At 31.8% G+C, this 25420-nt stretch carries 24 protein-coding genes; 23 read left to right on the forward strand and 1 reads right to left on the reverse strand.

Going from position 1 to position 25420, the window contains the following annotated elements; translation table 11 throughout:
* Positions 1 to 274: 274 nt before the first annotated feature.
* On the reverse strand, positions 275 to 2182 hold the full coding sequence (locus EO083_RS01955) for a methyl-accepting chemotaxis protein (RefSeq protein WP_241229929.1): 1908 nt from the start codon (positions 2180 to 2182) through the stop codon (positions 275 to 277).
* A gap of 406 nt (positions 2183 to 2588) precedes the next feature.
* On the opposite strand from EO083_RS01955, the gene ord reads away from it, so the two are divergent.
* The 23 genes from ord to EO083_RS02070 all read left to right on the forward strand — a co-directional run bounded on the left by ord (position 2589) and on the right by EO083_RS02070 (position 25418).
* Positions 2589 to 3590 carry a 2,4-diaminopentanoate dehydrogenase gene (gene ord, locus EO083_RS01960; protein ID WP_126992548.1) on the forward strand — a complete coding sequence of 334 codons (1002 nt, stop codon included), beginning with the start codon at positions 2589 to 2591 and terminating at the stop codon, positions 3588 to 3590.
* A gap of 16 nt (positions 3591 to 3606) precedes the next feature.
* Positions 3607 to 3915 carry a 2-amino-4-oxopentanoate thiolase subunit OrtA gene (gene ortA / locus EO083_RS01965; protein WP_126992549.1) on the forward strand — a complete coding sequence of 103 codons (309 nt, stop codon included), beginning with the start codon at positions 3607 to 3609 and terminating at the stop codon, positions 3913 to 3915.
* On the forward strand, positions 3908 to 5335 hold the full coding sequence (ortB, locus tag EO083_RS01970; RefSeq protein WP_126992550.1) for a 2-amino-4-oxopentanoate thiolase subunit OrtB: 1428 nt from the start codon (positions 3908 to 3910) through the stop codon (positions 5333 to 5335). The genes ortA and ortB overlap by 8 nt, the downstream gene beginning before the upstream one ends.
* A complete protein-coding gene (locus tag EO083_RS01975) occupies positions 5325 to 5699 on the forward strand; it encodes an ornithine aminomutase subunit alpha (RefSeq protein ID WP_126992551.1) in 375 nt (124 codons plus the stop codon). The genes ortB and EO083_RS01975 overlap by 11 nt, the downstream gene beginning before the upstream one ends.
* A complete protein-coding gene (gene oraE / locus EO083_RS01980; RefSeq protein ID WP_126992552.1) occupies positions 5692 to 7884 on the forward strand; it encodes a D-ornithine 4,5-aminomutase subunit OraE in 2193 nt (730 codons plus the stop codon). Before EO083_RS01975 ends, oraE begins: the two co-directional genes overlap by 8 nt.
* 155 nt (positions 7885 to 8039) lie before the next feature.
* Complete coding sequence (locus EO083_RS01985; protein WP_126992553.1) at positions 8040 to 8798, forward strand: TatD family hydrolase; 759 nt, start codon at positions 8040 to 8042, stop codon at positions 8796 to 8798.
* Positions 8795 to 9364, forward strand: coding sequence for a Holliday junction branch migration protein RuvA (ruvA, locus tag EO083_RS01990; protein ID WP_126992554.1), 570 nt, complete (start codon positions 8795 to 8797; stop codon positions 9362 to 9364). Before EO083_RS01985 ends, ruvA begins: the two co-directional genes overlap by 4 nt.
* Positions 9365 to 9368: 4 nt before the next feature.
* Positions 9369 to 9866: a hypothetical protein gene (locus EO083_RS01995; protein ID WP_164723682.1), complete on the forward strand. Its 498-nt coding sequence runs from the start codon at positions 9369 to 9371 to the stop codon at positions 9864 to 9866.
* A gap of 23 nt (positions 9867 to 9889) precedes the next feature.
* The gene (locus EO083_RS02000; RefSeq protein ID WP_126992555.1) at positions 9890 to 10219 is read left to right on the forward strand and encodes a DRTGG domain-containing protein; all 330 of its coding nucleotides are present in this window, start codon (positions 9890 to 9892) and stop codon (positions 10217 to 10219) included.
* Positions 10220 to 10269: 50 nt separating this feature from the next.
* Entirely contained in the window at positions 10270 to 10911 is a 642-nt protein-coding gene (locus EO083_RS02005; protein ID WP_126992556.1) for a PHP-associated domain-containing protein, read from the forward strand.
* Positions 10899 to 11429: an ATP-binding protein gene (locus tag EO083_RS02010; protein WP_126992557.1), complete on the forward strand. Its 531-nt coding sequence runs from the start codon at positions 10899 to 10901 to the stop codon at positions 11427 to 11429. The genes EO083_RS02005 and EO083_RS02010 overlap by 13 nt, the downstream gene beginning before the upstream one ends.
* 3 nt (positions 11430 to 11432) lie before the next feature.
* Complete coding sequence (locus EO083_RS02015; RefSeq protein WP_126992558.1) at positions 11433 to 13601, forward strand: BamA/OMP85 family outer membrane protein; 2169 nt, start codon at positions 11433 to 11435, stop codon at positions 13599 to 13601.
* A 14-nt stretch (positions 13602 to 13615) separates the two neighbouring features.
* Positions 13616 to 14716, forward strand: coding sequence for an alanyl-tRNA editing protein (locus tag EO083_RS02020; protein WP_126992559.1), 1101 nt, complete (start codon positions 13616 to 13618; stop codon positions 14714 to 14716).
* Positions 14713 to 15897 (forward strand): hypothetical protein, encoded by a 1185-nt coding sequence (locus EO083_RS02025; protein WP_126992560.1) that lies wholly within the window; start codon positions 14713 to 14715, stop codon positions 15895 to 15897. The genes EO083_RS02020 and EO083_RS02025 overlap by 4 nt, the downstream gene beginning before the upstream one ends.
* Positions 15898 to 16020: 123 nt before the next feature.
* Complete coding sequence (gene gatA, locus EO083_RS02030; RefSeq protein WP_241229947.1) at positions 16021 to 17373, forward strand: Asp-tRNA(Asn)/Glu-tRNA(Gln) amidotransferase subunit GatA; 1353 nt, start codon at positions 16021 to 16023, stop codon at positions 17371 to 17373.
* Positions 17370 to 18800, forward strand: coding sequence for an Asp-tRNA(Asn)/Glu-tRNA(Gln) amidotransferase subunit GatB (gene gatB, locus EO083_RS02035; protein ID WP_126992562.1), 1431 nt, complete (start codon positions 17370 to 17372; stop codon positions 18798 to 18800). Before gatA ends, gatB begins: the two co-directional genes overlap by 4 nt.
* 5 nt (positions 18801 to 18805) lie before the next feature.
* Entirely contained in the window at positions 18806 to 19582 is a 777-nt protein-coding gene (locus EO083_RS02040) for a hypothetical protein (RefSeq protein ID WP_126992563.1), read from the forward strand.
* Positions 19551 to 20678 (forward strand): radical SAM family heme chaperone HemW, encoded by a 1128-nt coding sequence (gene hemW / locus EO083_RS02045; RefSeq protein ID WP_126992564.1) that lies wholly within the window; start codon positions 19551 to 19553, stop codon positions 20676 to 20678. Before EO083_RS02040 ends, hemW begins: the two co-directional genes overlap by 32 nt.
* Complete coding sequence (locus EO083_RS02050) at positions 20668 to 21759, forward strand: FtsW/RodA/SpoVE family cell cycle protein (RefSeq protein WP_126992565.1); 1092 nt, start codon at positions 20668 to 20670, stop codon at positions 21757 to 21759. The genes hemW and EO083_RS02050 overlap by 11 nt, the downstream gene beginning before the upstream one ends.
* Before the next feature lie 20 nt (positions 21760 to 21779).
* Entirely contained in the window at positions 21780 to 22001 is a 222-nt protein-coding gene (locus tag EO083_RS02055; protein ID WP_126992566.1) for a hypothetical protein, read from the forward strand.
* 68 nt (positions 22002 to 22069) lie between these two features.
* Positions 22070 to 22987 (forward strand): AAA family ATPase, encoded by a 918-nt coding sequence (locus EO083_RS02060; protein ID WP_164723685.1) that lies wholly within the window; start codon positions 22070 to 22072, stop codon positions 22985 to 22987.
* The gene (locus EO083_RS02065; RefSeq protein WP_126992568.1) at positions 22988 to 24184 is read left to right on the forward strand and encodes a DUF58 domain-containing protein; all 1197 of its coding nucleotides are present in this window, start codon (positions 22988 to 22990) and stop codon (positions 24182 to 24184) included.
* On the forward strand, positions 24174 to 25418 hold the full coding sequence (locus tag EO083_RS02070) for a hypothetical protein (protein WP_126992569.1): 1245 nt from the start codon (positions 24174 to 24176) through the stop codon (positions 25416 to 25418). The genes EO083_RS02065 and EO083_RS02070 overlap by 11 nt, the downstream gene beginning before the upstream one ends.
* The last annotated feature ends 2 nt before the right edge of the window (positions 25419 to 25420 follow it).

A 25420-nucleotide genomic window follows, 5' to 3' on the forward strand; every position in this document is an offset into this window, starting at 1 on the left:
ACAAAAATAATTTTAGCAGGTGTAGCCCTTTTTTTATATTCTAATTTAACCTATTTTTTACTTTGGCCAGGGTCAACGTAAAATATTTTGAAGTTACACAAAATTTTAATTTTTTTCAGTCGATCTCCAGGACTTTTTACACTATTACACATCGACTGAATTTAACTATAAAAATTTTGTTTCGTTTATATGAAAATTTAGTTTGTAAAAGAATAAGTGTATAGTGTATAAAAAACTCTCCGCACGGCGCGGAGAGTTTTGATGATGATTTATCTTAATCTTTTACTTTAAATCTGTTTATTGAATTTAGCAGCTTTTCAGAAAGTTCGAAAAGTTTTTTAGAAGTTTCAAATGTTTCTTTTATCAAGTCTTCTTGTTTGACTAGTTCGTTTGATGCTTCTTCAAGATTTGATGAAATTGAGAGTATAGAAGAGTTGATAGTATCCATAGCCGAACTCATTTCTTCGGTACTTGCACTTTGTTCTTGTGCACTTGCAGCAAGATTTTCTACCATATTTGTCATTTCCATAATGTTATTTAGTATGTTTTCAAAGCTTTCTCTTACGGATATAGCTTGTTTTGTTGCAGTTAGAACAATTTCATTTGTTTCTTTAGTAGCTTGACTTGCATTAATACTTTCTTTGAGAATTTCGTTCAATATTTTTGAAATATTTTCTGTTGCGATCTTACTTTCTTCAGCAAGTTTTCTAATTTCATCAGCAACAACTGCAAATCCTTTTCCTGCTTCTCCTGCTCTTGCTGCCTCAATTGCTGCATTCAATGCTAATAAATTTGTTTGTTCTGCAATTGAATTAATTGCCTCAACTATTTCGTTTATATTTTTTGCTCTTTTTGATAGGTTTTCAACTACATTTTGGGTAAATTCTGCTTTTTCTTTCGTTTGCTCTATTATTTGAGAGATATTTTTTATTTCATATTGACCTCTTTTTGAGAGTTCTGTAACGTTTTGTGCGTTCTCACTAAGATTTTGCGCTGCATTTGAAACTGTCTGAGCTGTACTTGCTACTTCTTGGACTGCTGCAGTTACTTGCTGAACGGCAGCTGAAGCATTTGTTGCTTCTGAAGCTATTTCACTGAATTTTTGCACAAGTTTTTCTATTTGTTCTTTAGATATTTCTGAAAAGTTTGAAACTTTTTTAGCTTCATCTTCAACTTCTTTAGCGTTCACCTCAATATTTTTTACTATTTGGTTTAAAGAATCAATCATTTGGATTAGTGAGTTTGAAAGGTTTCCTATTTCATCTTTTGATGAATAATTGATTTCTACGGTTAAGTCACCATCAGATACAGCCTTTGAAGCTTCTGTAATATTTTTTAAGGGTTTTATGATAAATTTATTTGAGATTAATTGTCCAAAACCTACGCTTACAGCAAAACCTATAATAAATATTATTACTAGATTAACTGTTTCTTTATTGACAGTTCCAAGAAGAGTGTCTTTGTCAGCTATACTTGTGAATATCCAACCGTTTGGAAGCTTATTAAAACTTACAAGTAATTTTTTACCATTATCATTTTTCAACTCAAATATTCCTTCCTCTGAACTATTACTTATTTTCTTAAATAATGTTGTTTGACTAGCACTTGTTCCTATAAGTTCTGAATTTGAGTGTAAAATAATATTGCCTTGGCTGCTGAAAAGAATATGTGTTTCATTTGAGGTATTTGAATCAAGAGATATTATTTCTTGTGAAAGTTTTGTTATATCAATATCGATTGCTAAAACAGCATCTTTGTTATTTAAAGAAGTTTTTTTAGAAAGAGTCATAAGAAATTTATTTGCAATACTGTCTTTATATGGTTCTGAAATAGCTATTTTTCCTCTCTTTTTAACAGCGTCTTTGTACCATGGCTGTGTAGTTGGATCAAAATCTTCTGGGATTTCAATGTTAGGGTAGATATATATATCTTTTTCAGCAGCAATATAAACAAACACTAGATTTTCATAACCATTTTTTGTGTTTTTGAACAAGTCGATAACGTTATTGATATTTTTATTCTGAATGTTTAAATCCAGATTGTTTAGTATCTGAGAATAAAAGTTAATTTGGCTCCATAGTTTTTCTGAAAAGTAGTTAGTATCGTTTTCCAATAAAGCCTTTTCATTTTTTACAAGAGATGCTTTCATTGAGTTTATAGAATAAACTCCAAGTAGGATCATGAAAATTCCTAAAATAGAAGTTATGATCAATATTTTAATGGATAAACTCAAGTTTTTAATATTTTCACCTCCAAAAAATTCTTTTTTTATGTCCAATTATTAATTTTATAGTTTTACTAAGTAAAAAGATAGTCGATTTATGTAACAGTTTTATTTTAAAGGTTTATAGTTTGAAACATTTTGAAAAATTGCTTTTGCATATGAAAAATTTGAAATTATTTGTTTGTTGGTTTGATTTTTATGAGAAAAAATATAAAAAAGCATACTTTAGCATAAAGGTGTTTAATGATATTTTTCACACTTTATCTTTTTTACTTAAAATTAATTCATTTTACACACATTGGAAAAGTTTTAAATAACATGATAACATAAAAATGGATAACTATACAAAAAGGGAGGAGTTAGAATGAGAATAGTTTCTTGGGGTTTAGGTGCAATGGGAAGTGGTATTGCGAAAAACATTATACAAAGTGGCTATATGAAATTGGTAGGAGCTATTGATTTAAATCATGCAGGCAAAGATGTGGGGGAAGTACTTGGAATGGACAAAATGGGTATTGTTGTAAGCAAGGACAAGGAAATAATAGAAAAAACTAATCCAGATCTTGTAGTTATTGCTACATCTTCTTTTGTTAAAGAAGTACTTCCACAAATAGAATATGCAGTAAAAAATCATTGCAATGTAGTAACTATTGCAGAAGAAATGGCATTTCCTTTTGATTTACACCCAGAAGAATCTTTATACATGGACAGTCTTGCAAGAAGATATGGAGTTACAATACTTGGGACAGGGGTAAACCCTGGATTTGTTCTTGATACATTAATTCTTTCATTAACAGGAGTATGCAATAGAGTAGACAAGATAGTGGCAAGAAGAATAAACGATCTTTCACCATTTGGAAAGACTGTTATGGAAACTCAAGGAGTTGGAACAACTCCAGAACAATTTGAGGAGGGTTTAAAGACTGGAAAGATTGTTGGACATATAGGTTTTCCACAAAGTATTATGATGATTGCAAGAGCACTTGGTTGGAATATTACTAAAATTGAAGAAGAAAGAAAACCAATTATTTCAAATGTTCACAGAGAAACACCTGTGGTGAAAGTAGAACCAGGTATGGTAGCAGGTTGTAATCACTCTGCAAAAGCATATATTGGAGATGAAGTAGTAATTGAAATGCAACATCCTCAACAAATTCATCCACATCTTGAAGGTGTTGAAACAGGAGATTATATAGAAATTTATGGTGATCCAGATATAAAACTTGCGATAAAGCCTGAAATTCCAGGTGGAAAAGCAACAATAGCTATTGCAACAAATATGATTCCAATTGTAATTGGTGCAGAGCCAGGATTAAAAACAATGGCAGATCTTCCAGTACCCCGTTCGGTTTTGTCTATAAAATGATAAGAAGGTGGAAAGCATGAAAGCAAAAAAGGGAGATTGGGTTCAAATAGAAAAACTACTTTTAAAGCCGGAAGAGAGAACAGCGCCTCTTCCAGAGGATACTAAAAAGGTACCTTTAAAAATGAGAGTTAAAGGATTTTTGCAGAATGAAGATGCAAATATAGGAGATGAAGTAGAAATATTAACTCTTATTGGAAGAAGAGTAACAGGAACGCTTGTTGCGATTAATCCAAAATACGAACACGATTTTGGTGAGCCAGTTCCAGAACTTTTAACTATAGGCATTGAACTTAGAAAGATTTTAGAAGGTGATAGTAATGCGTGACTTATCATATGATGCAGTAATGTCTAGGAAAAACGAAATAATGAAGAAAGCAGTTGGGATAGATTATGAAAAATTCATATCTTCTGAAATAATATTTGACTATGAAAGGATGATGCAAGAAGTAGGCTATTCACTTGATAAAGTAAGAGAAATTCAAAGTGAGACTGGAGTAGGGAATACTCCTCTTGTAGAATTAAAACAGATAAACAGGCTTATAAAAAAGATTGCTCCAAAAGGGAAAGGTGCAAGAATTTTTATTAAAGATGAAGCTACAAACCCTTCTGGGAGTTATAAAGATAGAAGAGCATCCGTAAGTGTATATCATGCACAAAAGCATGGGTATAAAGGAGTTATTGCTGCAACAAGTGGTAACTATGGTGCTGCTGTTGCATCTCAAGCAGCTAAAAGGGGATTAAAGTGTATTATCACTCAAGAATGCTACGATAGTAGATGGGTAGGACAGCCAGAAATACTTGAAAAAGCAAGATCCTGTGAGGCATACGGTGCGGAAGTAGTTCAATTAACAGTAGGTCCAGAACTATTTTATTATACCCTTGTTTTACTTGAAGAAACGGGATTTTTTAATGCATCTCTTTATACACCGTATGCAATAGCGGGTGTTGAAACTCTTGGATATGAAATAGCACAGCAGACTATGCAAATGGTTGGTAAATATCCCGATGCAGTTGTTATAACACATGCGGGTGGAGGTATTTTAACTGGGACAGCCAGGGGGTTAAAAAAGGCGGGAGCAAATGAAACGGAAATAATCGCAGCAAGTGTAAACCTTAGAGGATTACATATGGCAAGCGATAATGACTTTAACAAGAAATACTTTACAACTGGTCATACAGGATTTGGTATTCCATTTGCAACATTCCCTGATAGATCAGATGTTCCAAAGAATGCGGCACGTGCATTGAGATATATGGATAGATATCTTCTTGTAACTCAAGGCGAAGTGTTCTATATAACTGAAATGCTTGCGCAACTTGAAGGAATGCAGAGAGGCCCTGCAGGTAACACTTCTCTTGCAGCTGCATTTGCACTTGCACTAGAAATGGATGATGATAAAGTAATAGTTGTAAACGAAACCGAATACACTGGAGCAGGAAAATTGCCATCTGCACAATTAACTTTTGCTAAAAAAATGGGTATGGAGATAAAAAGAGGAGATCCTATAAAAGAGGATCTTCCAGGGAAAAGAATAGTTATACCAGAACATCCTTCTCAGATTGGATACATTGAATTTGATATGGATGAAGTCAGAAAGAGCTATGTAAAAGAAGTAATAAAAAGATATAACAAGAAAGAGTTTAATAAGCAAGAAATAGAGTTTATGGCTCAAGATACAAATACCAGCACAGAGAAGATAGTTAAATTTGTTAAAGAACTTGGAGGTGAAGTAATTGAAGCCTAGAAAAGATGATTTCTTAGAAAGAAGCAAACATTTACAAAAAATGACTGATGATGAATTAAATCAATATTTTTGGCATCTTGTTGAAAAGGTTGTAGATCCTCTAATAGAACTTGCAAAAACTCATACATCGCCTTCTGTTGAAAGATCAGTACTTTTGAGGATGGGTTTTAATAGTATTGAAGCATCAAAACTTGTTGACATGATATTCCAGAGAGGACTGCTTGGCAAAGGTGCAGGTCATATTGTTTGGAAAATTGCCAAAGAGAAAAATATTGATATTATAGAAGCAGGTAGAGCATTGATTGAGGGAAAATTTTGGGAAGATGTTGATAGGATCTTCAAAGGGGTGAAAAATGATGCTTGATCCTAAAAAAACAATAGATATAGATGAAATATTGAAGGATTTAGATAAATATCGCCCAAAAAGAAAAGGATGGACCTGGAGAAAAAGACTTCCAGAAGGTTCAAAAATTGGGGATTATGAATATTACCAAGTCAGCGAAAATTTAAAAAATTCTATTCCACTTCCAGCTGCACATTACTTTGGAAATATTGATCCTCAACCGGAAGTAGTAATTACTTCAGAAATAGCTTCGGGAAGGTTCGAAGATGATATAAGAAGGATGAGAATGGCAGCTTGGCATGGTGCAGATCATATTATGGTTATACGAACTCTTGGTCAATCACACTACGATGGACTCATAGAGGGTACACCAGAAGGTGTTGGTGGAATTCCTATTACAAGAAAGCAACTACGTGCAACAAGAAAAGCTCTTGATCTAATTGAAGAAGAAGTAGGCCGTCCAATTAATTTTCACAGTTATGTCTCAGGTGTTGCAGGGCCGGAAATAGCTGTTTTATTTGCTGAAGAAGGAGTTAATGGTGCACACCAGGATCCACAATACAATGTTTTGTATAGAGGTATAAACCCTATTAGATCTTTTGTTGATGCAGCGGTTGCAAAAAAGATAATGGCCTCTGTTAATATGCTCCAAATTGACGGTGCACACAATGCTAATGCATCAGCAAAACTTGCGTGGACAGTAATGCCTGAACTATTAGTCCAACATGGAATAAATTGTATGTACTCTTTAAAGGCAGGAATGAAAAAAGAATATATAGCGCTATCTACAGTTCCGCCAGTTGTTGCTCCAATGCCTGAATTTAGGTATAACCTTCCATATGCTGTAGCATTAAGAGAATTATTCGATGGATTTAGATTTAGAGCCCAAATGAATACAAGATACATAGAATCTGATCTTTTCGATGCTACAAGAATACACGTTTTAAATACATTAATTTCAAGGTTTACATCGGCAGATTTACAATCAACTATTACTCCAGATGAAGGAAGAAATGTTCCATGGCACGTAAATTCAATTCGTGGTGTTGAAACAGCAAAACATACATTGGTTGCATTAGATGGAATGAAAAAATACGTGAAAATTGATGAGAAAAAGATAAGGGAAAAAGTAAGAGAATTGAAGATGAGAGCTATTCTTATGCTGGAAGAAATTTTAGATATGGGTGGGTACTTTGAGGCATTAGAAGCTGGAATGTTTGTAGATAATGGATACTACCCGGAAAGAATTGGTGATGGAATAGCAAGAAAAAAGGACGGAGAAATTGCCGCAGGAACAGTCGTGCCAAGGGATGAGGATTATATGGCGCCTGTTTGTGAGCACTTTGGATATAATAATCTTCCTGAAGGTATTGAAAAACCTTGTGATCTGATAGGCGGTTGTACGCTTCATAACCCTGATAAAATTCAATTTATTGATGAATTAGATGAAACAGATAATGTAAATGTAAGACTTGAAAGAATCAGAGATATGAAAAAAAGAAATGTAATAAAACCTGAAGTTGAGTGGTTTGCAGATGGTTGGATTCAACTTGATATGACATTTGCATTACCAGAAGAATTAGCAGAAGCTGCTGCAATTTCTTTGTGTAAAAAACTTGGATTAGAGGAAATTACAGTAATTCACAAGGGGGTTCTTCATCCTGCAGAAGGAACATATATTGAGGTAAAAGCAAAGGTTCCATTTGAAATTGAAGTTGATAAATTAGAAATTCCAAAGAAACCTGAAACACTACCAGAGGAAGAAATATTCGAGTATGTAAAAAACAATCCAATTCATGTTGTAGCAGGTACTGTTGGTAATGACGAACATTCAGTAGGATTAAGAGAAGTTTTGGATATAAAACATGGTGGAATTGAAAAATATGGAATTAAGTATACTTATCTTGGAACAAGTGTCCCACCTGAAAAACTCATTGATGCAGCAATAGAAACAGGCGCGAAAGCTATTTTAGCATCTATGATTATTACACACAACGATGTTCACGTTCAAAACATGAGAAAGCTCCATGAACTTGCTATAGAAAAAGGAATTAGGGATAAGATTATTATAGTTGCAGGTGGAACTCAAATAACAGATGATCTTGCAAAAGAAAATGGAATGGATGCAGGTTTTGGAAGAGGAACAAAAGGAGTACACGTTGCATCATTCTTGGTAAAAAAATTAAAAGAGATGGAAAATAATTAAGCAATAAATTTAAGAGTTTAAAAGCGGCCTTTAAATAGGCCGCTTTTAATTTTTTTGAAAAATCATAAAGATAAAGCACAGAATTTTTGAATATTATTATGATTGCAACTAGTTGTTTTTTTAGTGGTATAATAAAAATTGAAAGGAGGGTTTTTGTGAAGATAGTAGATACGCATGCGCATTTGCATATGAAGCATTTTAATGAAGATAGGGAGAAAATTATAAAAAATTTTGAAAATGATGGTATTGAGTTTATAGTTAATGTAGCAACAAATATAGAAGATAGTTATCAATGTATTGAACTTTCAAAAAAGTATGACAGAATATTTGCAACAGTAGGTGTTCACCCACATGATAGCAGTAGTGTACCAAATGACTATCTTGGAATATTGGAAAAGTTAGCAAAGAATGAAAAAGTTGTGGCAATTGGAGAGATAGGATTGGATTATTATAGAAACTTTTCTCCAAAAGAAGTACAACAGAAGGTATTTGCAGAACAGTTAATGCTTGCAAAAGATTTAAAATTACCCGTTGTTGTTCATGTTAGAGATGCATATGAAGATGCATACAATATACTTGAAATGATCGGCCCGTTTAACGGTGTAATTCATTCCTTTAGTGGTGATAGAGAGTATGCTTTAAAATTTGTTAAATTAGGTTTTTATCTAGGAATTGGTGGGCCATTAACATACAAGAAAAATCAGCAATTAAGAGATATTGTAAGATTAGTTGGAGAGGAAAATATAGTCACGGAAACTGATTGTCCATATCTTCCTCCACAACCGTATAGGGGAAAGAGAAATGAGCCATCGTATGTAAAATATGTAGTAGAAGAAATAAATAAATTGATCGGTGAAGATGTTTCTGAAAAGCTAATAAATAATGCTAGGGAGCTGTTTGGGGTGAATATATGATTCATGCTTTGAATGGAAAAGTTGAAAGTATAGAAAATGGTAAGGTATATGTGAATGTAAATGATTTAATATATGAAATAATTGTAGGAGATACGGGAGATTTTGAGGAATATATAAATAGGAATGTAAAGATATATACAAAAATGGTCGTAAATGATGATGGGATAAGTTTGTATGGCTTTTTAGAGGCTATTAAACTAAAACTTTTTGAAAAGTTGATTGGTGTGAACAAACTTGGACCAAAAAGCGCTTTGAAAATTATTTCATCAAACAGTGTTGAGTCAGTCGTAAGTGCTATAATTAATGAAGATGTAAAGGCGCTCTCAAACCTACCTGGAATAGGGCCAAAAACTGCAGAGAGAATAGTTTTAGAACTAAAAGACACAATTAAAGAATTAGATGTAAGTATCGATGAAAAAGATAGAAAAGTTCTAGAAGCTATAGAAGCATTGGTTACTTTGGGGTTTAATAGGAATCAGGCTAAAAAGGCTGTAAATAAAGTTGCCACAAAGGACGATAAGTTAGATGATATTATTAAAAAGGCGTTGAGATTTTTAAGCAGGTGATACTATGAAAGTATCTGCTATCTCAAATCCAATGCTTGGTTATAGACTTGATCCTGGAGAGCCTGGCCTTTCTCACGGTGCTCCAGCAAGTAGAAGTGTTTTAAGAGTTTTGTCTCAGGAATTGAGTAATTATTATGCCTTTGAAAGAAAAGCCCAAAAAGAAGGCGGATATATTATATATGGTGGAATATATCTTGATCTTAGAAAAAGAGGATCTTTTCTTGCTGCAGTTGCTGGCAAGACAAGAGTTTGGATGTATATTCCAGGAAAAAATGATCAAGACAATGAAATTTCCGAAAATGAAGGGCTAAAGGTTGATACAAGGCACGTTTCTGAAAAAATTAGGCAGCTACAATTGAAATTACAAATTGAAGAGGATCCAGTAAAAAGAGAAGAATTAGAGAGACAGATTTTAATGCTTGAAATGGCAAAAAATGCGTTGCAATTTGGTATGAATTTTCCTAAATATTTGCTTGGAATATTGTTTGATCAAACTGCATAGATGAAATATGAGAGGTGTAAAAAATGAAATTGTCTGAAATTATAGAAAAGATAAATGCAGAAGTGGTTTATTTAAAAGAGGATTGCGAGATTTTCCATGGTTGTACCGGGGATTTATTAAGCATGGTAATGAAAAATGCCAAAAGTGATTCTATTTGGATTACAGTACAAAATCATGTAAATATTATTGCGGTTGCTTCAATGGTTGGAATAAAGGCTATTATTTTGTGTGAAGGACTAGAGTATTCACCTGATACAATTGAAAAAGCAAAGGAAGAAGGAATTAGTCTCTTAAAATCAAATGAGAGTTCTTTTGTTGTTTCAGGTAAAATCTATTCACTTGGAATACTATGAAATGTGACTTACATGTTCACTCTTGCCTTTCACCTTGTGCCGATATTTCTATGGTACCTGGTGTTTTTAAAAATTCGTTTCTTGATGTAATAGCCCTTTGTGATCATAACAGTGGAAAAAATGTAAGAGTATTTTCAAATGTGTTAAAAGAATTTGGAAAGGTAGTAATTCCAGGTATTGAGATACAAACAGTTGAAGATGTCCATATTTTAGGATATTTTTATGATATAGATTCACTAGAAAATTTAACCGAGATTGTTTATGCTCACCTTCCAAAAATTAAATACGATCCTGAAAAATTTGGTTATCAACTTTATGTAAATGAAAAAGACGAGTTTATTGGTATGGAATTTACCCCACTTTCTTTTCCTACCGATTTATCTTTAAGCCAGGCTGTTGATTTAATTAATAGGCATAATGGTGTTCCCGTTTATGCGCACATCTCAAGAAAATTTGGCGTTTTATATCAACTGGGAATTTTTCCTAATGAAGATGTGAAAGTTGTGGAAGTTAACAGTAAAGATGATCTGTTGATGGCAAGAAAACATGGTTTTGTTGCCATAAGTTCTTCTGATGCACATTTTATAAATCAAATTGGTGAAAGGTATAGTATAATTGAAGGTGGAAAAAGTGTGAAAAATATATTAGATAGCATTATTGAAGGCAAGGTGAAAACTATATGGGACTTGTAACTCTTGCTGACCATGTTCAAGATATTACTGAAAATTCTATTAAAGCGGGTGCAAAAAATATAACTTTGGAAATATATGAAACAGATGATGAGTTCACATTTATTGTTACCGATGATGGACCTGGTATAAAGGATGTTGATAAGGTGTTTGATCCTTTCTATACAACCAGACCTAAAGAGATTCGGAGGTTTGGTTTAGGATTGCCATTTTTAAAGCAAGCAGCAGAAATGACAGGAGGAGAGGTAAAAATTGAAACAAGGCTTGGAATTGGGACAGAAGTCTATGCAAATTTTAAAAAATCTCACATTGATTGTCAACCTGTGGGAGACTTGATAATGGTATTTTTAAGTCTTTTAATGAACCGAGATGTTAATTTGACAATCAAAAGATGTAGGTATAACGACTGTTATGAAATTAATAGTGAAGTTGTTAAAAAGTACTTAGGAAGTCTAGATAGTGCAGAAAAAATTAACATTTTAAAGGAAATGATTGAGGAATTAGAAAAACAAGGAGGTTAGGGTATGAAAAAAGCGTTGGTTGTTGTTTTGAGCCTTTTTTTTGTTTTATCATTTTCATTTGTGCTTGAGAAAGTATCTTTTAACGGATTAAGTTCTCTCAGCGAGAAGGATTTAAAATTTGCATATGAAGATTATTTAGGAATGGATGTGAATGATTATGCTATAAATAACATCATAAGGAATTTAAAATCAACAGGATATTTTTCAAGTGTTGAATGGGAAAAAGTTGAAAAAGATAATGTTGTTGAATTAATCATAAATGTGGTTGAAAATAGAAAAATAGAAAATGTTAGTCTAGAAATTAATGGAATTGGGTTAATTGAAAAAGAGACTCTTGAATCATCGATAACATTAAAAGCAGACAAACCTTTTAGTTTTGTAAAATTTAAAGAGAGTATTGAAAATATAACAAAGCTTTATAAAAACAATGGATATCTTGTTTCAAATGTGTTTTCTAAAAATAAGGATCAAGCATTTGTATACGTTAGCGGTACTGTTGGTTCAACAGAAGTAACTTTTAAAGTAACAGAATATGCATTATACGATATAGAATTTTCTGGAAACACAAAAGGTATAGAAGAAGTTTTGTCTGATATTAAGAAAGAAGCTAAAATAAAAGAATACAAAGATTATCTAGAAAAAAATTGGCTTTTGAGATTATTCGACAGTGAAAAAGATTATTATCCAAAGCTTTCAGACATACAAAAAGTTTACCAGCAATTAAGTAAATATGTATATTTTTCACCATATACGAATTTACAATTTTTAGAGGTTGATACAGAGAAACCATCTAAAAAATTGAATTTTGTAATTGTTCAAAATACAATTACAAGGGAGCCAGTTTATATACAAAAAGTTGATGTTGTAGGTAATACATTAAATGATTTTAGTGATCTAGAAACGTTATCAGGAACATTTACAAATATTGAGCTTTTAAATATTGTTCAAAAAGTAAAAAGTTGGTACGATTCGAAAGAATATTTTATTGAGATTAACCCGAAGCTTGAAAATGGAATTTTCAAAGTGGAAGTTTTGGAGTATAAATTTGGAAAATTAAATATTGACGGTCTAACCAGAACAAAGGAATATACATTTGATGATTTAATAAAAGTTAAGCCGGGTGATTATGCAAATAGAAATAGTCTTAGAGATACATACGTTGAAATTTATAAAACTCAATTTTTTGAAAATATAGATTTTGATATAACTCCTTCTTCAACCGATACCTTAGATGTAACATTGATCGTTAAAGAAAAGGAAAAAAGGTTTAATTTTGTTGGAGGAGGTGCTTGGGGGCCTCCTGGAGATGATAGACCTTGGTATGAAGGTTTTGCAGCTCAAATGCAACTAAAAACGACTAATCCTTTTGGACTTGGCCAAACAATAGGCTTAAATGTTTCACTTGGATTGACTAATAAGGTTATTGGTTTGGAATATTCAATAAGGAAGCCTTTTGGAAAACCTATGATTTTTGGTAGTACTTTAAATTATAGTTATAAGAATGATTCATTGGAAGATGCAACGAGTAATAACTTTGATTTTAATATTTCTCTTAGCACTTTAAAGATAAACAACAACAGTTTTAGTTTTGGAGGAGGCATAAATTACAAGAAAACTATTTCTGCAACTCCGACAGAGTATTTTGGCGCAAATGTGCTCGCTGGCTACAATTACGAGAATCTTGATGATTTAATTATTCCTACAAAAGGAATTAATTTAAATCTTGTTGGGCAAAAATATTTTAAATTAACAGGTGATGCACCGGTTGCTTTAAAAGTTCAAGAGGAATTTTCTTTACATATCCCATTTAGCAATATAGTAGTTGCTTCAAGGTTATATGCTTCCCAGCTTTTCCAAGAAGAAGGAAGTACGATTTACAATTATCTAAACGGTTTAAATGGCCTTAGAGGTGCAACTTTAGAAGGTAATAAAACATTGTTATTAAATAATGATTTAAGGTATGTTTTAAAAGAAAATACTAATATGCCGTTCTATGTTGCTCTATTTTCAGATTTTGCATATGTAGGGGAAGATTATATCTTTGATAAGTGGAATTATTCATTTGGTGTTGAGCTTGGAATTAACGTCCCAATGTTTGGGCTTTTGAGATTTGGGGAGGCATATTACAATGATAATTGGAACTTTTTCTTCCTTATGGGTAAAACATTTTAAGGGAGGTCTAGATTTTGAAAATAAGGATTGAAGAAATTTTGAAAGAAAAAGGAAAAATTTTTGCAGTTTCTTCTGAAAGCCCATTTTATGTTGACTATAAGGGTGGACAATTAGGAGATAGAGGAAAAATAGGTAATGCTAACGTTTTATCAGTAATTACAAAGAATGGAAAAATCTATCATGAAATTGATAGGGAGGTAGATCTAGGAGAAAATAATGTTGAAATAGATTTAAAGCATCAGTTGTTTGTAAGGCAACATCATACAGGACAGCACATTTTATCGGCTGTATTTGAAGAGCTTGCTGATATAAGTACTGTTGGATTTAGAATGGGATTTGAATATACTACTATTGATTTAAACGTTCCTTACGTTGTAGAAGAATTATTGGATGAAGTAGAAGAAAAGGTAAATAGTATAATTACTGAATGTGTTGATGTGCAAGAAATATTGGTTGAAAAGGAAGAGGTTGATAGATTTCCTTTGAGAAAGAAATTAAGTGATAAAGTTGAAGGAATGGTAAGGATAATAAAAATTGGTGAGTATGATTATTCTCCTTGTGGAGGATATCACGTTGAAAACACGGGCCAAATAGGACTTTTGAAAATTTTAAAAACAGAAAAAGTAAAAGGGGAATTAACGAGGGTTTATTTTGTTGCAGGTTTTAAGGCGATGGAATATTTTAGAAAGTATTCTAAAATACTTAAAAATATTTCGGTAAGCCTTACAAGTTCAATCTTTGAAGTTGAAGGCAAAGTTAAATCTCTTTTGAGGGAAGTAAAAGAAAAATCTTCAAAGCTTGAAAATTTGGCAGAAAAACTAGCATGTTACAAGAAAGATGAACTAAAAAAATTAAAAGAAGATGTTTATTTTCTGCAGGAAGAACCAGAAATTTTGAGATATATTCCAAAGTATTTTGATAAAGAAGGACTTCTTGTGCTATACGATGGTAAAAATTACAGTTTTACGTCAAATTCTTCAAAGTATATAGTAAGGAATATAATATCTGAGCTTAGGGAAAGGTTTGGTGGAAAAGGTGGAGGAGGAAAAGAAAAGGGGAATTATTTACCTAGTGATGGTGTGAATATAAATATAATCTTGGAGGTGTTAAAATGAAAAAGTTGACTGTTTTGTTTGGTGTGTTTTTATTTGGTATACTTCTTTTTTCCAATGCATTAGATTTTATGCCTAAAGAATATGATGTTGTAATGTATATACCAGATATTTCAAAATTGTATGATGCAGTAAAGCAAACTAATGCAGGGGATATTTTGGCAAATCAAATAGGTCTTGAGCAAATGTTTACTGGAGTAATTGAGCAACAATTAATGATGCAAGGATATACTTTAGATGATTTGGATATTTTTAAGGAACTACTTATTGTAGCGGGAAAAGAGAGTACACTTTTAGTTTTGGGTCCATCAAAGGATCCAAATAAAATTAAAGAACTCTTTGAGAACTTCTCAGGACAAAGCCTTCCAGAAGAGATAAAGATAGTTAATGGTTATTTTGTTGTTGGAGAAAATTATGGAGGCGGAACTCTTCCTCAGGAGTTGAAAAATTTCTTGAATAAGGGCTATCTTGCTGTTTCATATATTAATACGAATGAGGAAGATTTTAAGGTAAAAGGCTATGGATATGCAGCTTTAAGAGATAACGAGGTAGAATTCCATCAAGAGATTGTTCCGCAAGATGATAAAACTAAACAGCTTTTTAATGATATTGCATCAAAAGATGGGATTGACATTTTAAAGGATGAAAATATTGGTGGAGATTTATTTGGCTTTATTAATAGAAAATTACCTGATTCGCTTTTAAAGAGTCTACCAGTTGATTTGCCTAAGGTTCTGGAAGGATTTAGTGGAACGGCTTATATAAGTGGTGATATATCAAGTGTTTTAACAAATGCATTATCTGGAATGCAAGTTTCTAATGTTCCATTTTACGGTGTAGTTTACTACAATAATCCATCGTGGGATATGATTGAAGGGGAAAAGAGATTTAAAAATATTGGTGGGAAGAAATATGGAATTGTTGAAACAGAAGAAGGAACACCTGTTTTATACATTAATCTTTCAAATGAAAAGATAACATTCTATGGAGTATCACCTGATGAATATGTAGCTGGTGATAAAGAATTTATAAAAGAAAATTACAGTTCTGATTATGTGGTAGGGTTATTTGTGAATTTGAGGCCTATGATATTTAATTTTATAGGAATTGATAGTGAATCTTATTTCAAATTTTATGGATATTTTAAAGATGGAAAACTCATAGAAAAAGCTCTACTAAAGTGAAAAATAATTAATTTAACATAAGCCCCCTCGTAGAAAAAAAGAGGGGGCTTGTGTTATAATATATAATTGAAACTTGTAAAAAAATTAACGGACGAGGTGATTTAGTTGAAAAATTTCAAAGATATGACTATATCTGATGTTTTAAAAGAAAACAGGTCTTTTGTTGAAGAATCTATTTCAAGAATAAAGAAGGTCGATGAAAAGATAAATGCTTTTATAACAGTGGTTGAAAATGCAAATGGCAAAATACCAATAGCGATAAAGGATAATATTGTAACAAAGGGAATTAGAACAACTTGTGCCTCAAAAATTCTGGAGAATTTTGTGCCTCCATATAATGCAACAGTGGTTGAAAAATTAATTGCAAATGATTTTGCAATAGTTGGAAAAACAAACTTAGATGAATTTGCAATGGGGACAGGAACAGAATATTCTGCATTTTTTGTAACAAAAAATCCTTGGGATTATGAAAGAGTGGCCGGGGGGAGCAGCGGGGGATCTGCGGCAGCTGTCGCCAGTGGACAGGTTGTTGCTGCGCTCGGAAGTGACACAGGAGGATCTATACGGCAGCCTGCCGCATTTTGTGGAGTTGTTGGGTTTAAACCAACCTATGGACTAGTCTCAAGATATGGCCTTGTTGCATTTGCGTCATCCCTTGATCAAATAGGTCCTATTACAAAAACAACAAAAGATGCAGCGTACCTAATGAATATAATATATGGAAAAGATGAAAAAGATGCAACGACTGTTGATAGAAAGATAAATTTTGAGGAATATCTAGAAAGTGATTTTTCAAACGTTAAAGTAGCTTATCCAAAAGAGGTTTTTGCGGAAGGAGTTGAGGAGGGAGTAAAAGAAAGATTCGAAGAATTTGTAAAATTTTTGCAAAGAAAGGGAATTAAAGTAGATAAGGTATCTTTTAAAGAACTTTCATATTCAGTGGCAACTTACTATATAATTGCTCCATCGGAAGTAAGTTCAAACCTTTCAAGGTTTGATGGAATAAGGTATGGTAAAAGAGAAGAACAAGAGGGTTTATTGCAAACATATTTGAAAAGTAGAAAAAATCTAGGGAAAGAGGTAATTAGAAGGATAATGATTGGAACATTTACATTGAGTGCAGCATATTATGATGCATATTTTGAAAAAGCACAAAAGGTAAGAAGGATCATTTCAAACAAATTGAATGACTTGCTTAGAGAATATGATTTTATAATAACTCCTACTTCTCCAATTACTGCATTTAAGATAGGTGAAGTGAAAGATCCACTTGTTTACTATATGATGGATATTTTTACAATTCCTGCAAATTTAGCAGGTATTCCTGCAATTAGCATTCCTTTTGGATTTTCTAATGGACTACCAGTAGGAATGCAGATAATGGGTAAGCGATTTGATGATGCAAAAGTTCTTGGATTTGCAAATTATATAGAAAAGGATATTCCAGTTGTTTTGCCAGGGGAGGAGAAAATATGAGATTTAAACCTGTAATTGGACTTGAAATACATGTTCAACTTAATACTAAGACAAAGGCATTTTGTTCTTGCCCGGCTGATGTATTTGAACATGAGCCAAACAGTGCTATTTGTCCTGTATGTACCGGGCAACCAGGAGCCCTTCCTGTTCCTTCAAGGGAAATGTATGAATATGGAATATTACTTGCAAGTGCATTGAATTGTAGAATAAATGAATATACAAGATTTGATAGGAAGAATTACTTTTATCCTGATCTTCCTAAGGGGTATCAGATAACTCAATATTTTTATCCTCTTGCAAATGATGGCTATTTAGAACTTGATGGCGAAAAGATAAGGATTAATAGAATCCATCTTGAAGAAGATGCTGGAAAGCTTGTTCATTCTTCTGAAACGATTACAGAAGCTGAAAGTTCACTTGTAGACATGAATAGATGTGGTGTTCCTTTGGCGGAAATTGTAACAGAACCAGATATCAAGTCTCCAGAGCAGGCAAGAAAATTTTTGGAGAAGTTGAGACAAATATTGAGATATTTGGGTGTGAGTACCGGAGATATGGAAAAAGGTGCTTTAAGATGTGATGCAAATATTTCTGTAATAGATACTGAAACTAATAGACAAAGTAACAAGGTAGAAGTTAAGAACATGAATTCTTTTAAATTTGTTGAGAAAGCACTTCAATTTGAATTTGAAAGGATAAAAAATGCAATGCTTGAAGGAAAGGATGTAGAAAAGGAAACAAGAGGTTGGGATTTATCTACAAAAGCGACAATTTCAATGAGGAGCAAGGAAGAAGCTAATGATTATAGATATTTTCCCGAGCCGGATATTCCTCCTGTTGTGTTATCACCCAATGAAATAAAGAAAATTGTAGAAAAAATGCCTGAACTTCCAGATCAAAAGAAAGAACGTTTTATGAAAGATTATAGGTTGTCAGAATATGAAGCAAATATTTTAACTTCATCTAAGGGCCTTGCAGATTTTTATGAGAAATGTGTGGAGGTTACAAATGATCCAAAAGAAACTTCAAATTGGTTCTTGACCGAACTTTTAAAATATGAAAGTGCAGAGAGTAATTTTGAAGAATTAAAGATTAAACCTACTCACTTTAAAGAATTGTTTGATTTAATTTCTTCAGGAAAAATTACAAGAAATATTGCAAAAGAGGTATTTGAAGAAGTATACAGAACAGGTAAATCTCCTGAAGAAGTTGTAAAAGAAAAAAATATTGAAGTTGTTGGTGATGCATCGTTAATTGAAGAAATTCTCAAGAAAATGTTAGAAGAAAATCCTGATAAAGTTGAAGCTTATAGAAATGGTAAGAAAGGATTACTTGGATTTTTTGTTGGTGGTGTGATGAAACAAACTAAGGGAAAAGCTGATCCAAAAGTCGTAAATGAAATTGCAAAAAAACTTCTAGGAGACTGATATTTATGAAAAAGCTAAGTGCAATATTTTTAATATTGTTTGGTATTTTTGCTTTTTCAGGGAATTTTTTGATTTTCGATAATACTATAATTATTAATCATCCACCAATATTTCTAACGCTTGGTGACAGTTTTGGGGTTGGCTATTCCTATGCCACAAATACTATATATTACACAGAGCAAAAACTAGGATTTTTGAAAATAAAAAAAACATCCAAAATAGAGAATATGAATTTTTCCATTTTTGCTGGTACAGATTTAGGTATCTATTTATCTATAGGTTATGAAAATCTGAATTTTCCAACATCAAGCCAAAATTTGGAATTTTTTGTTTCAGACCAATACAGTTTCTTTACATCTAATTCTAATTCCTTTGTTGCGGTTGGTCCAATATCTTTAAGTACTGAGAAGTTATTTTTAAGAAAAGGAAAAGATTTTGGTTATTCACTTGATAGGTATTTTGTTAAGTACAAAGATTTTTCTGGATATATTCTTTTGCTAAATGGGAAGAACTTTTTAGGATATTTATATTCTTTAGATAATTCTCTACAGCAAGGAATATTAGCAGGACTTGGGACTGATTTTGGCAGTTTTTATTTGAATATTGGAGCAAGGAAATATTTTTCAGCGGGTGAGTTTAGGGGGTTTGGATACGGTTATATTTACTCATCAACTAATGATATATTTAATATAAATTATTTGTTTGGCGTAAAGTTTATAGTTCCTTTGAAAGGGGAATTTTTAGTCTGGGATGGAAAAATTGCTTTCAGATTTAATTGGTAATGTCAACACTCTTTCAGTGTATATACACATACCATTTTGTAAAAAAAAGTGTTATTACTGTGACTTTGTAAGTTATGAAGAAGGAAGTGTAGAAAATTATATTAATGCTCTTTCAAAAGAAATTGAGCTCTATGGTGATTATTTAAAAAGGGGCATTAAGACACTTTATATTGGTGGTGGAACACCAAGTTATATTAATGAACATTATATAGAACAATTGGTAAAAAAGCTTGAAAAGTACTTGATTCTTGAAGAATTTACTATAGAGGTAAATCCTGACTCTTTTGATAGGCAAAAGGCACAGTTTTACAAAGAACTAGGTGTTAGTAGATTAAGTATAGGAATTCAGTCATTTGATGATGAAGTTTTAAAAAAAGCTGGGCGAAGTCATGATTCAGTTCAAGCATTGAAAGCTTATAATGTTGCAAGGGAATATTTTGAAAATATTAATGTAGATTTTATAATAGGTCTTCCCGGAGAAAGCTGGAGTAGTATTGAGGAAATTGTAAAGTTTATTCGAGAAAATCATCCGCCACATATTTCTGTATACTTACTAGAAATTCATGAAGGTACGGTTCTTTCAAGTTTTTACAAAAAAATTCCAGAAGAATCTTATAACAGATATGAAGTGTTACTTGATTTTTTGAAATCTGAAGGGTACGAAAGGTACGAAATTTCAAATTTTGCTTTAGATAAAAATTATAGTAAGCATAATTTGGTTTACTGGGCAAATTTAGATTATATAGGGTTGGGATTATCATCCGGAGGACATATAGGAAATCTCAGATATAATAATGTTTCAGATTTTGAAACGTATTATTCTAGGTTAAAACATGACAAATTCCCCAGAAGTTATGAAAATGAGAACACTTTGGAGCGTGAAGTATTAGAAAGTATTTTTATGATGCTGAGAACAAAATGGGGAATAGATAGAAAGCTGTTACCTATACTCCCAGGATTTGAAAAAGTGATTGAACTGTTAAAGCAAAAGTACGATTTTTTTGATGGTCAAAGGTTGAATGAAATGGGTATGGATTTTTCTTCAATTTTCTTTACAAATCTTCTTGAAATCTGGGAGGACTTTTATGAGATATAGTATAATGCTTTTAGTTACAGCAATATTTGTATTATTTATAATTGCTTCAATTGCTTTGTATAGTATAGATTTTGCAAGAGAATATTATTCTACTGGTAGTAACTCAAATTTTTTCTTTAAATATATAGTTTACATAAGTTTGAGTATGATTTTGGCATTATTAATTATTTTCTTTTTACCTGAAAGGTTTATAGAAGATAAAAAATATGTTTGGATTTTTTACATAATTGTTTTGGCAATGCTTGTTTTGCCTTTGTATGGTCCATTTTCAAGCTACAAGAATGGTGCAAGACGCTGGATAGAAGTTTCTGGTAATACGTTTCAGCCGTCAGAGATAGCTAAAATATTTGTTATTTACTTTATAGCTCATTATATAAAAGATAATAAAGAAAAACTTTCTTCTTTTTGGAATGGTTTGATAAAGCCACTACTTTTGATTTCTCCAATTTTGTTATTAATATTTGTTGAACCTGATTTAAGCACTACTTTTATAATATTTTTGACAGCGGTTGTAATGCTTTATTTTGGAGGTACACGTTTTTCTCATGTGTTGTTTTTGTTTGGATTAATTGGCTTGTTATTCATATTTGGTGTTCAGTTTGGCCTAATCCATAGCTATCAAATAGGAAGAATAAAAAATTATGTTTCAAACGAAATTCCATGGCAGCTTGAGAAAGCTTATGAAGCGATAGGAAATGGTGGGATCATTGGTTCCGGACCGGCGTTAGGTAAGTATTATATACATGTTCCACAGGCAGAGTCTGATTTCATACTTGCAACAATTGGTGAAAGCTTCGGGTATTTGGGGATAATAATTGTGATTTTATCTTATCTTGCGATAGTTACTTCTTTAATAAAGATTTCAGATGAGATTAATAATGAGTTTATTAGATACTTTATTTGGGGATTTTCAACAATTATGATGTTTCAAGTTGTAGTAAATACTGGAGTTGTTAGTGGGTTATTTCCGATTACTGGGATTCCTCTTCCATTTGTAAGTTATGGTGGCAGTTCTATTTTGGCTTTTTCGATAGGATTTGGTATAATTTTTAGTGAAATTTTTATTGAACGTGGTCGATAATTATTTTGGGAGGTGATAATTTGAGAGTAAATGGTATAAACAATGTGTATAGTTCAATCAATACTTTGCAAATTAGCTCAGGCAAAAATGCAGCAGCTAATGTAAAAGCACCTGTAATGACTAAGGATCAGATGGCTCAACTTTTAAGCTTTATGACTTATCAACAAAACAAAATGAATTTAAAATTAGTAAGGATCGCATCACAGTTGTACACAGGAAAAAATATTGATCAATTAGTATGAAAGCTAGTGGCTCAAAGCCACTAGCTTTTTTTAAGAATATATTAACAAAGAGGGGGATACACTTGGATATACTAGAGAAAATTGTTAAAAATGTCTCAGTTGTTATTAAGGGAAAAGAAGAGAAGATAAAAATTATTGTTGCTGCGCTTTTTTCAGGGGGCCATGTATTACTTGAGGATGTCCCCGGTGTTGGAAAAACAATGCTTGCAAGGGCACTATCAAAAACGTTTTCTTTGGATTTTAAAAGGGTTCAATTTACACCTGATCTTTTACCATCAGATGTGACAGGATTATATATCTTTGATAAAGAAAGTGGGGAGTTTGTTTTTAATAAAGGACCTATATTTACGAATGTCCTTCTAGCAGATGAAATTAACAGGGCAACTCCTAGAACTCAATCGGCATTACTTGAGGCAATGGCCGAAAGTCAAGTAACTGTGGATGGCGTAACTCACAAGCTTTATGATGTTTTTTTTACGATAGCAACTCAAAACCCTATCGAATCAGAAGGAACCTTCCCGCTACCTGAAGCACAACTTGATAGATTTATGGTGAAATTATCATTGGGATATCCAGATGAGGTAGCTGAAAAAGAGATGCTTTATTCTCAGCTCTTTGAACATCCTATTGTTGAACTTGGCTCCGTAGTTTCAAAAGAGGAATTTTTAAATCATCTTTCTAATGTAAAAAATGTTAAAGTCTCTGATGATATAATGAGATACATTGTTGATATAGTAAGTGCTACAAGAAAGCACAAGGATATTATGATAGGCTCAAGTCCAAGGGGTTCTATATTTTTGTTGAATATTTCAAGAGCATATGCATATTTACATGGAAGAGATTTTGTGTTACCTGATGATGTTAAATATCTTGCACCTTATGTATTGAATCACAGAATCATTTTAAGTGTTGAAGCTAGAATAAAGAAAGTTGATAAATACAAGGTGATTGAAGAAATTTTGGAAGAAGTAAAAGTGGTGAAGTAAATGCAGATTGAAAATATCAGGCTAGTATTTTTGACTGTTTTAGTTTTATTTTTGAATTTTTTCAGAATAAATGGTTTTACAATCTTTCTTGATGCTTTTGTAATCTTTCAATGGATTAATTATTCAAGGATTGTAAATATATTTAAGGATATTGATATTGATGTGAAATTGGATAAAGATAGAGTTTTTATTGATGAAAATTTTAATTTGATTATATCTCTTTGTGGTGTGAAAATACCACTGGATTTATCTATTCCAGAGCTTGGAGAGGGGAAAGTACATTTAAAAGATGTTGTTGTCTTAAAGCATAGTTTTGCAAAGAGAGGAAAATTTAAAATTGAGAAATTTTTTCTAAAGTATGATGCAGTCTTTTTTAATATAATAAAGAAAGTTGAGAAGAAAGATATACAGATAACGGTTTTTCCTAATTATGAGGAAGTTTATTTTAAAAAAGAGAAATTGCTTGATTTAGTTCCAAATGTTGTTTCGAAAATAAGACTTTTGGAAGATCCAACAAGTATTATAGGAGTAAGAAAGTATGAAAAAGATCCTATAAAGATGATAAATTGGAAGATTTCTGCAAAACTTGGGGATATTTATGTAAAACAAACAGAATATACTTCTCAAGGTAGATTATTTCTGGGGTTATTTTTAAACCTCCACTCGCAGATCTTTTCTAAAACTGCATGGAGACCGATATTAAACAAATATGTAGAAGATGCAATACTTGCAGCAAATAGCATTGTAAAAGAAGTTTCCGCTAGAAATATTCCTGTTAAGTTGATAGCTGATACGTCTGAAGGAATAAAAAAGGAATTTTCAAGTGACTGGATAGACTACTATGAAATTTTATCTACTTCATATGGTTCTCTAGAAGGATTTAGTTTTGAAGTTTATAACGAAATAGAGAGAGAAATAATTTTCAATGATACTCTTCTTATTATTACAATGTTTCTTAGTGAGAAAGATCTGGAGAAAATTATGCGTATTAGGGAAAAAGTTTCAAGAATAATAATACTTGTTATGCCTTATGGTTTTAGAAGGTACAATACCAAAAAATTTAAGAGTTATTTAGACATTCCACAAGATATCGAGGCAATAAAGAAAAACTGTGCAATTTTGAGGGAAAATGATATTCATGTGATTGTATATTTGGAAAATATGTTGCTTCAGGAGGGAATAGAACTTGTTAATTGATATATTGACAGTTTTTTTAGTTTCTTTTTCGTTTTGGAAGATTAACATACTTTTTGTAATACTATTTATGCTACTTTTTTTATCTTTTTATAGATTTAAATGGTTGTATTTTTTAGTGATTGTTTTGAGTATTGTTTGGTTTAAAAATCCTTTCCCTGTCTTTTTAATTTATTTATATGAAAAAGTGAAAGCTAAAGACTATTTTTTGATTACGTTTTTATCAGTTGCAACCTTTTTTTACAGTATAAAAGTTGCAATTATTTCATCGATAATAGTCTTGCTTTATATTTTTAGAAAAAAATCCTATATTTTACTTTTTTTAATTCCACTCATTTTTATACCAAGCATTTTTTCGCCTATAAAAAGTGTTGGAACAGTAGAATATGAGGTTACCCAAAATCCACAAGTAGATATGATACAATCGTCTAAAGTCCAGGAAAATTCAACTGAGCCAGTCAAAAAAGAGGAAGTTAAAAAACAGGTTATTAGTGGTGTGACAATTTCTGAGGATTCTAACCTTGAAAAGAGCAAGGTTTTTGGTTTGTTTTTTGTGTCATTGGCCGGTCTAATAATTTTGTATATATTTTTAAGATTGAAAAAGGATTTTTCTTTTAAAATTTTAGCTATTGGACTTTTTACATTTTTATACACCTTTTTAATATACTTTGTTTTAGTTCCGTACATAGTAAAAACTGACAATAGTTATTTACTAGCTTTTGGTGCCTCAAATAGTGTGGTAGAAAAGCTTAAGCCTGGCGAGTATGAAAAAAACATGCAAGCAACTAAGACTGAAATTACTATTGAAGAAAAGCCGCTTATTAAACCAATTAATATTTTAGGATTTATTAACATAATATCAGTAATTGTATTTGCAATTTCACTGTACATTCTTTTTACGTTTTTAACTGCTCCCAAAAAACAAGTAAAAGTTATAAAGGAAAAAGAAAATATTTGGAAGTCGGAAGATACTTTTGAGGATTTAATAGGTATAAAGGACGGTAGAGATTTTATAAGGCGAGCTTATGTGTACTTAAGAGCAAAAACCTTTAAAGAATTTTTCTATTTGACTCCTTATGAATTGATGAATGTTATAAATGACAAAAATTTGGAATATTTTACGGAAATTTTTGTAAAAAGCCAATATAAACTTGAAAATATAACTTTTAATTTAGAAGTTGCAAAGCAGAAACTTAAGGAATTAATTGAAAAATACACAGCCCCCTCTCAAGTTTAGAG

Source organism: Thermosipho globiformans, from assembly GCF_003990895.1.
In the GTDB taxonomy this organism is placed as follows: Bacteria; Thermotogota; Thermotogae; order Thermotogales; family Fervidobacteriaceae; genus Thermosipho; species Thermosipho japonicus.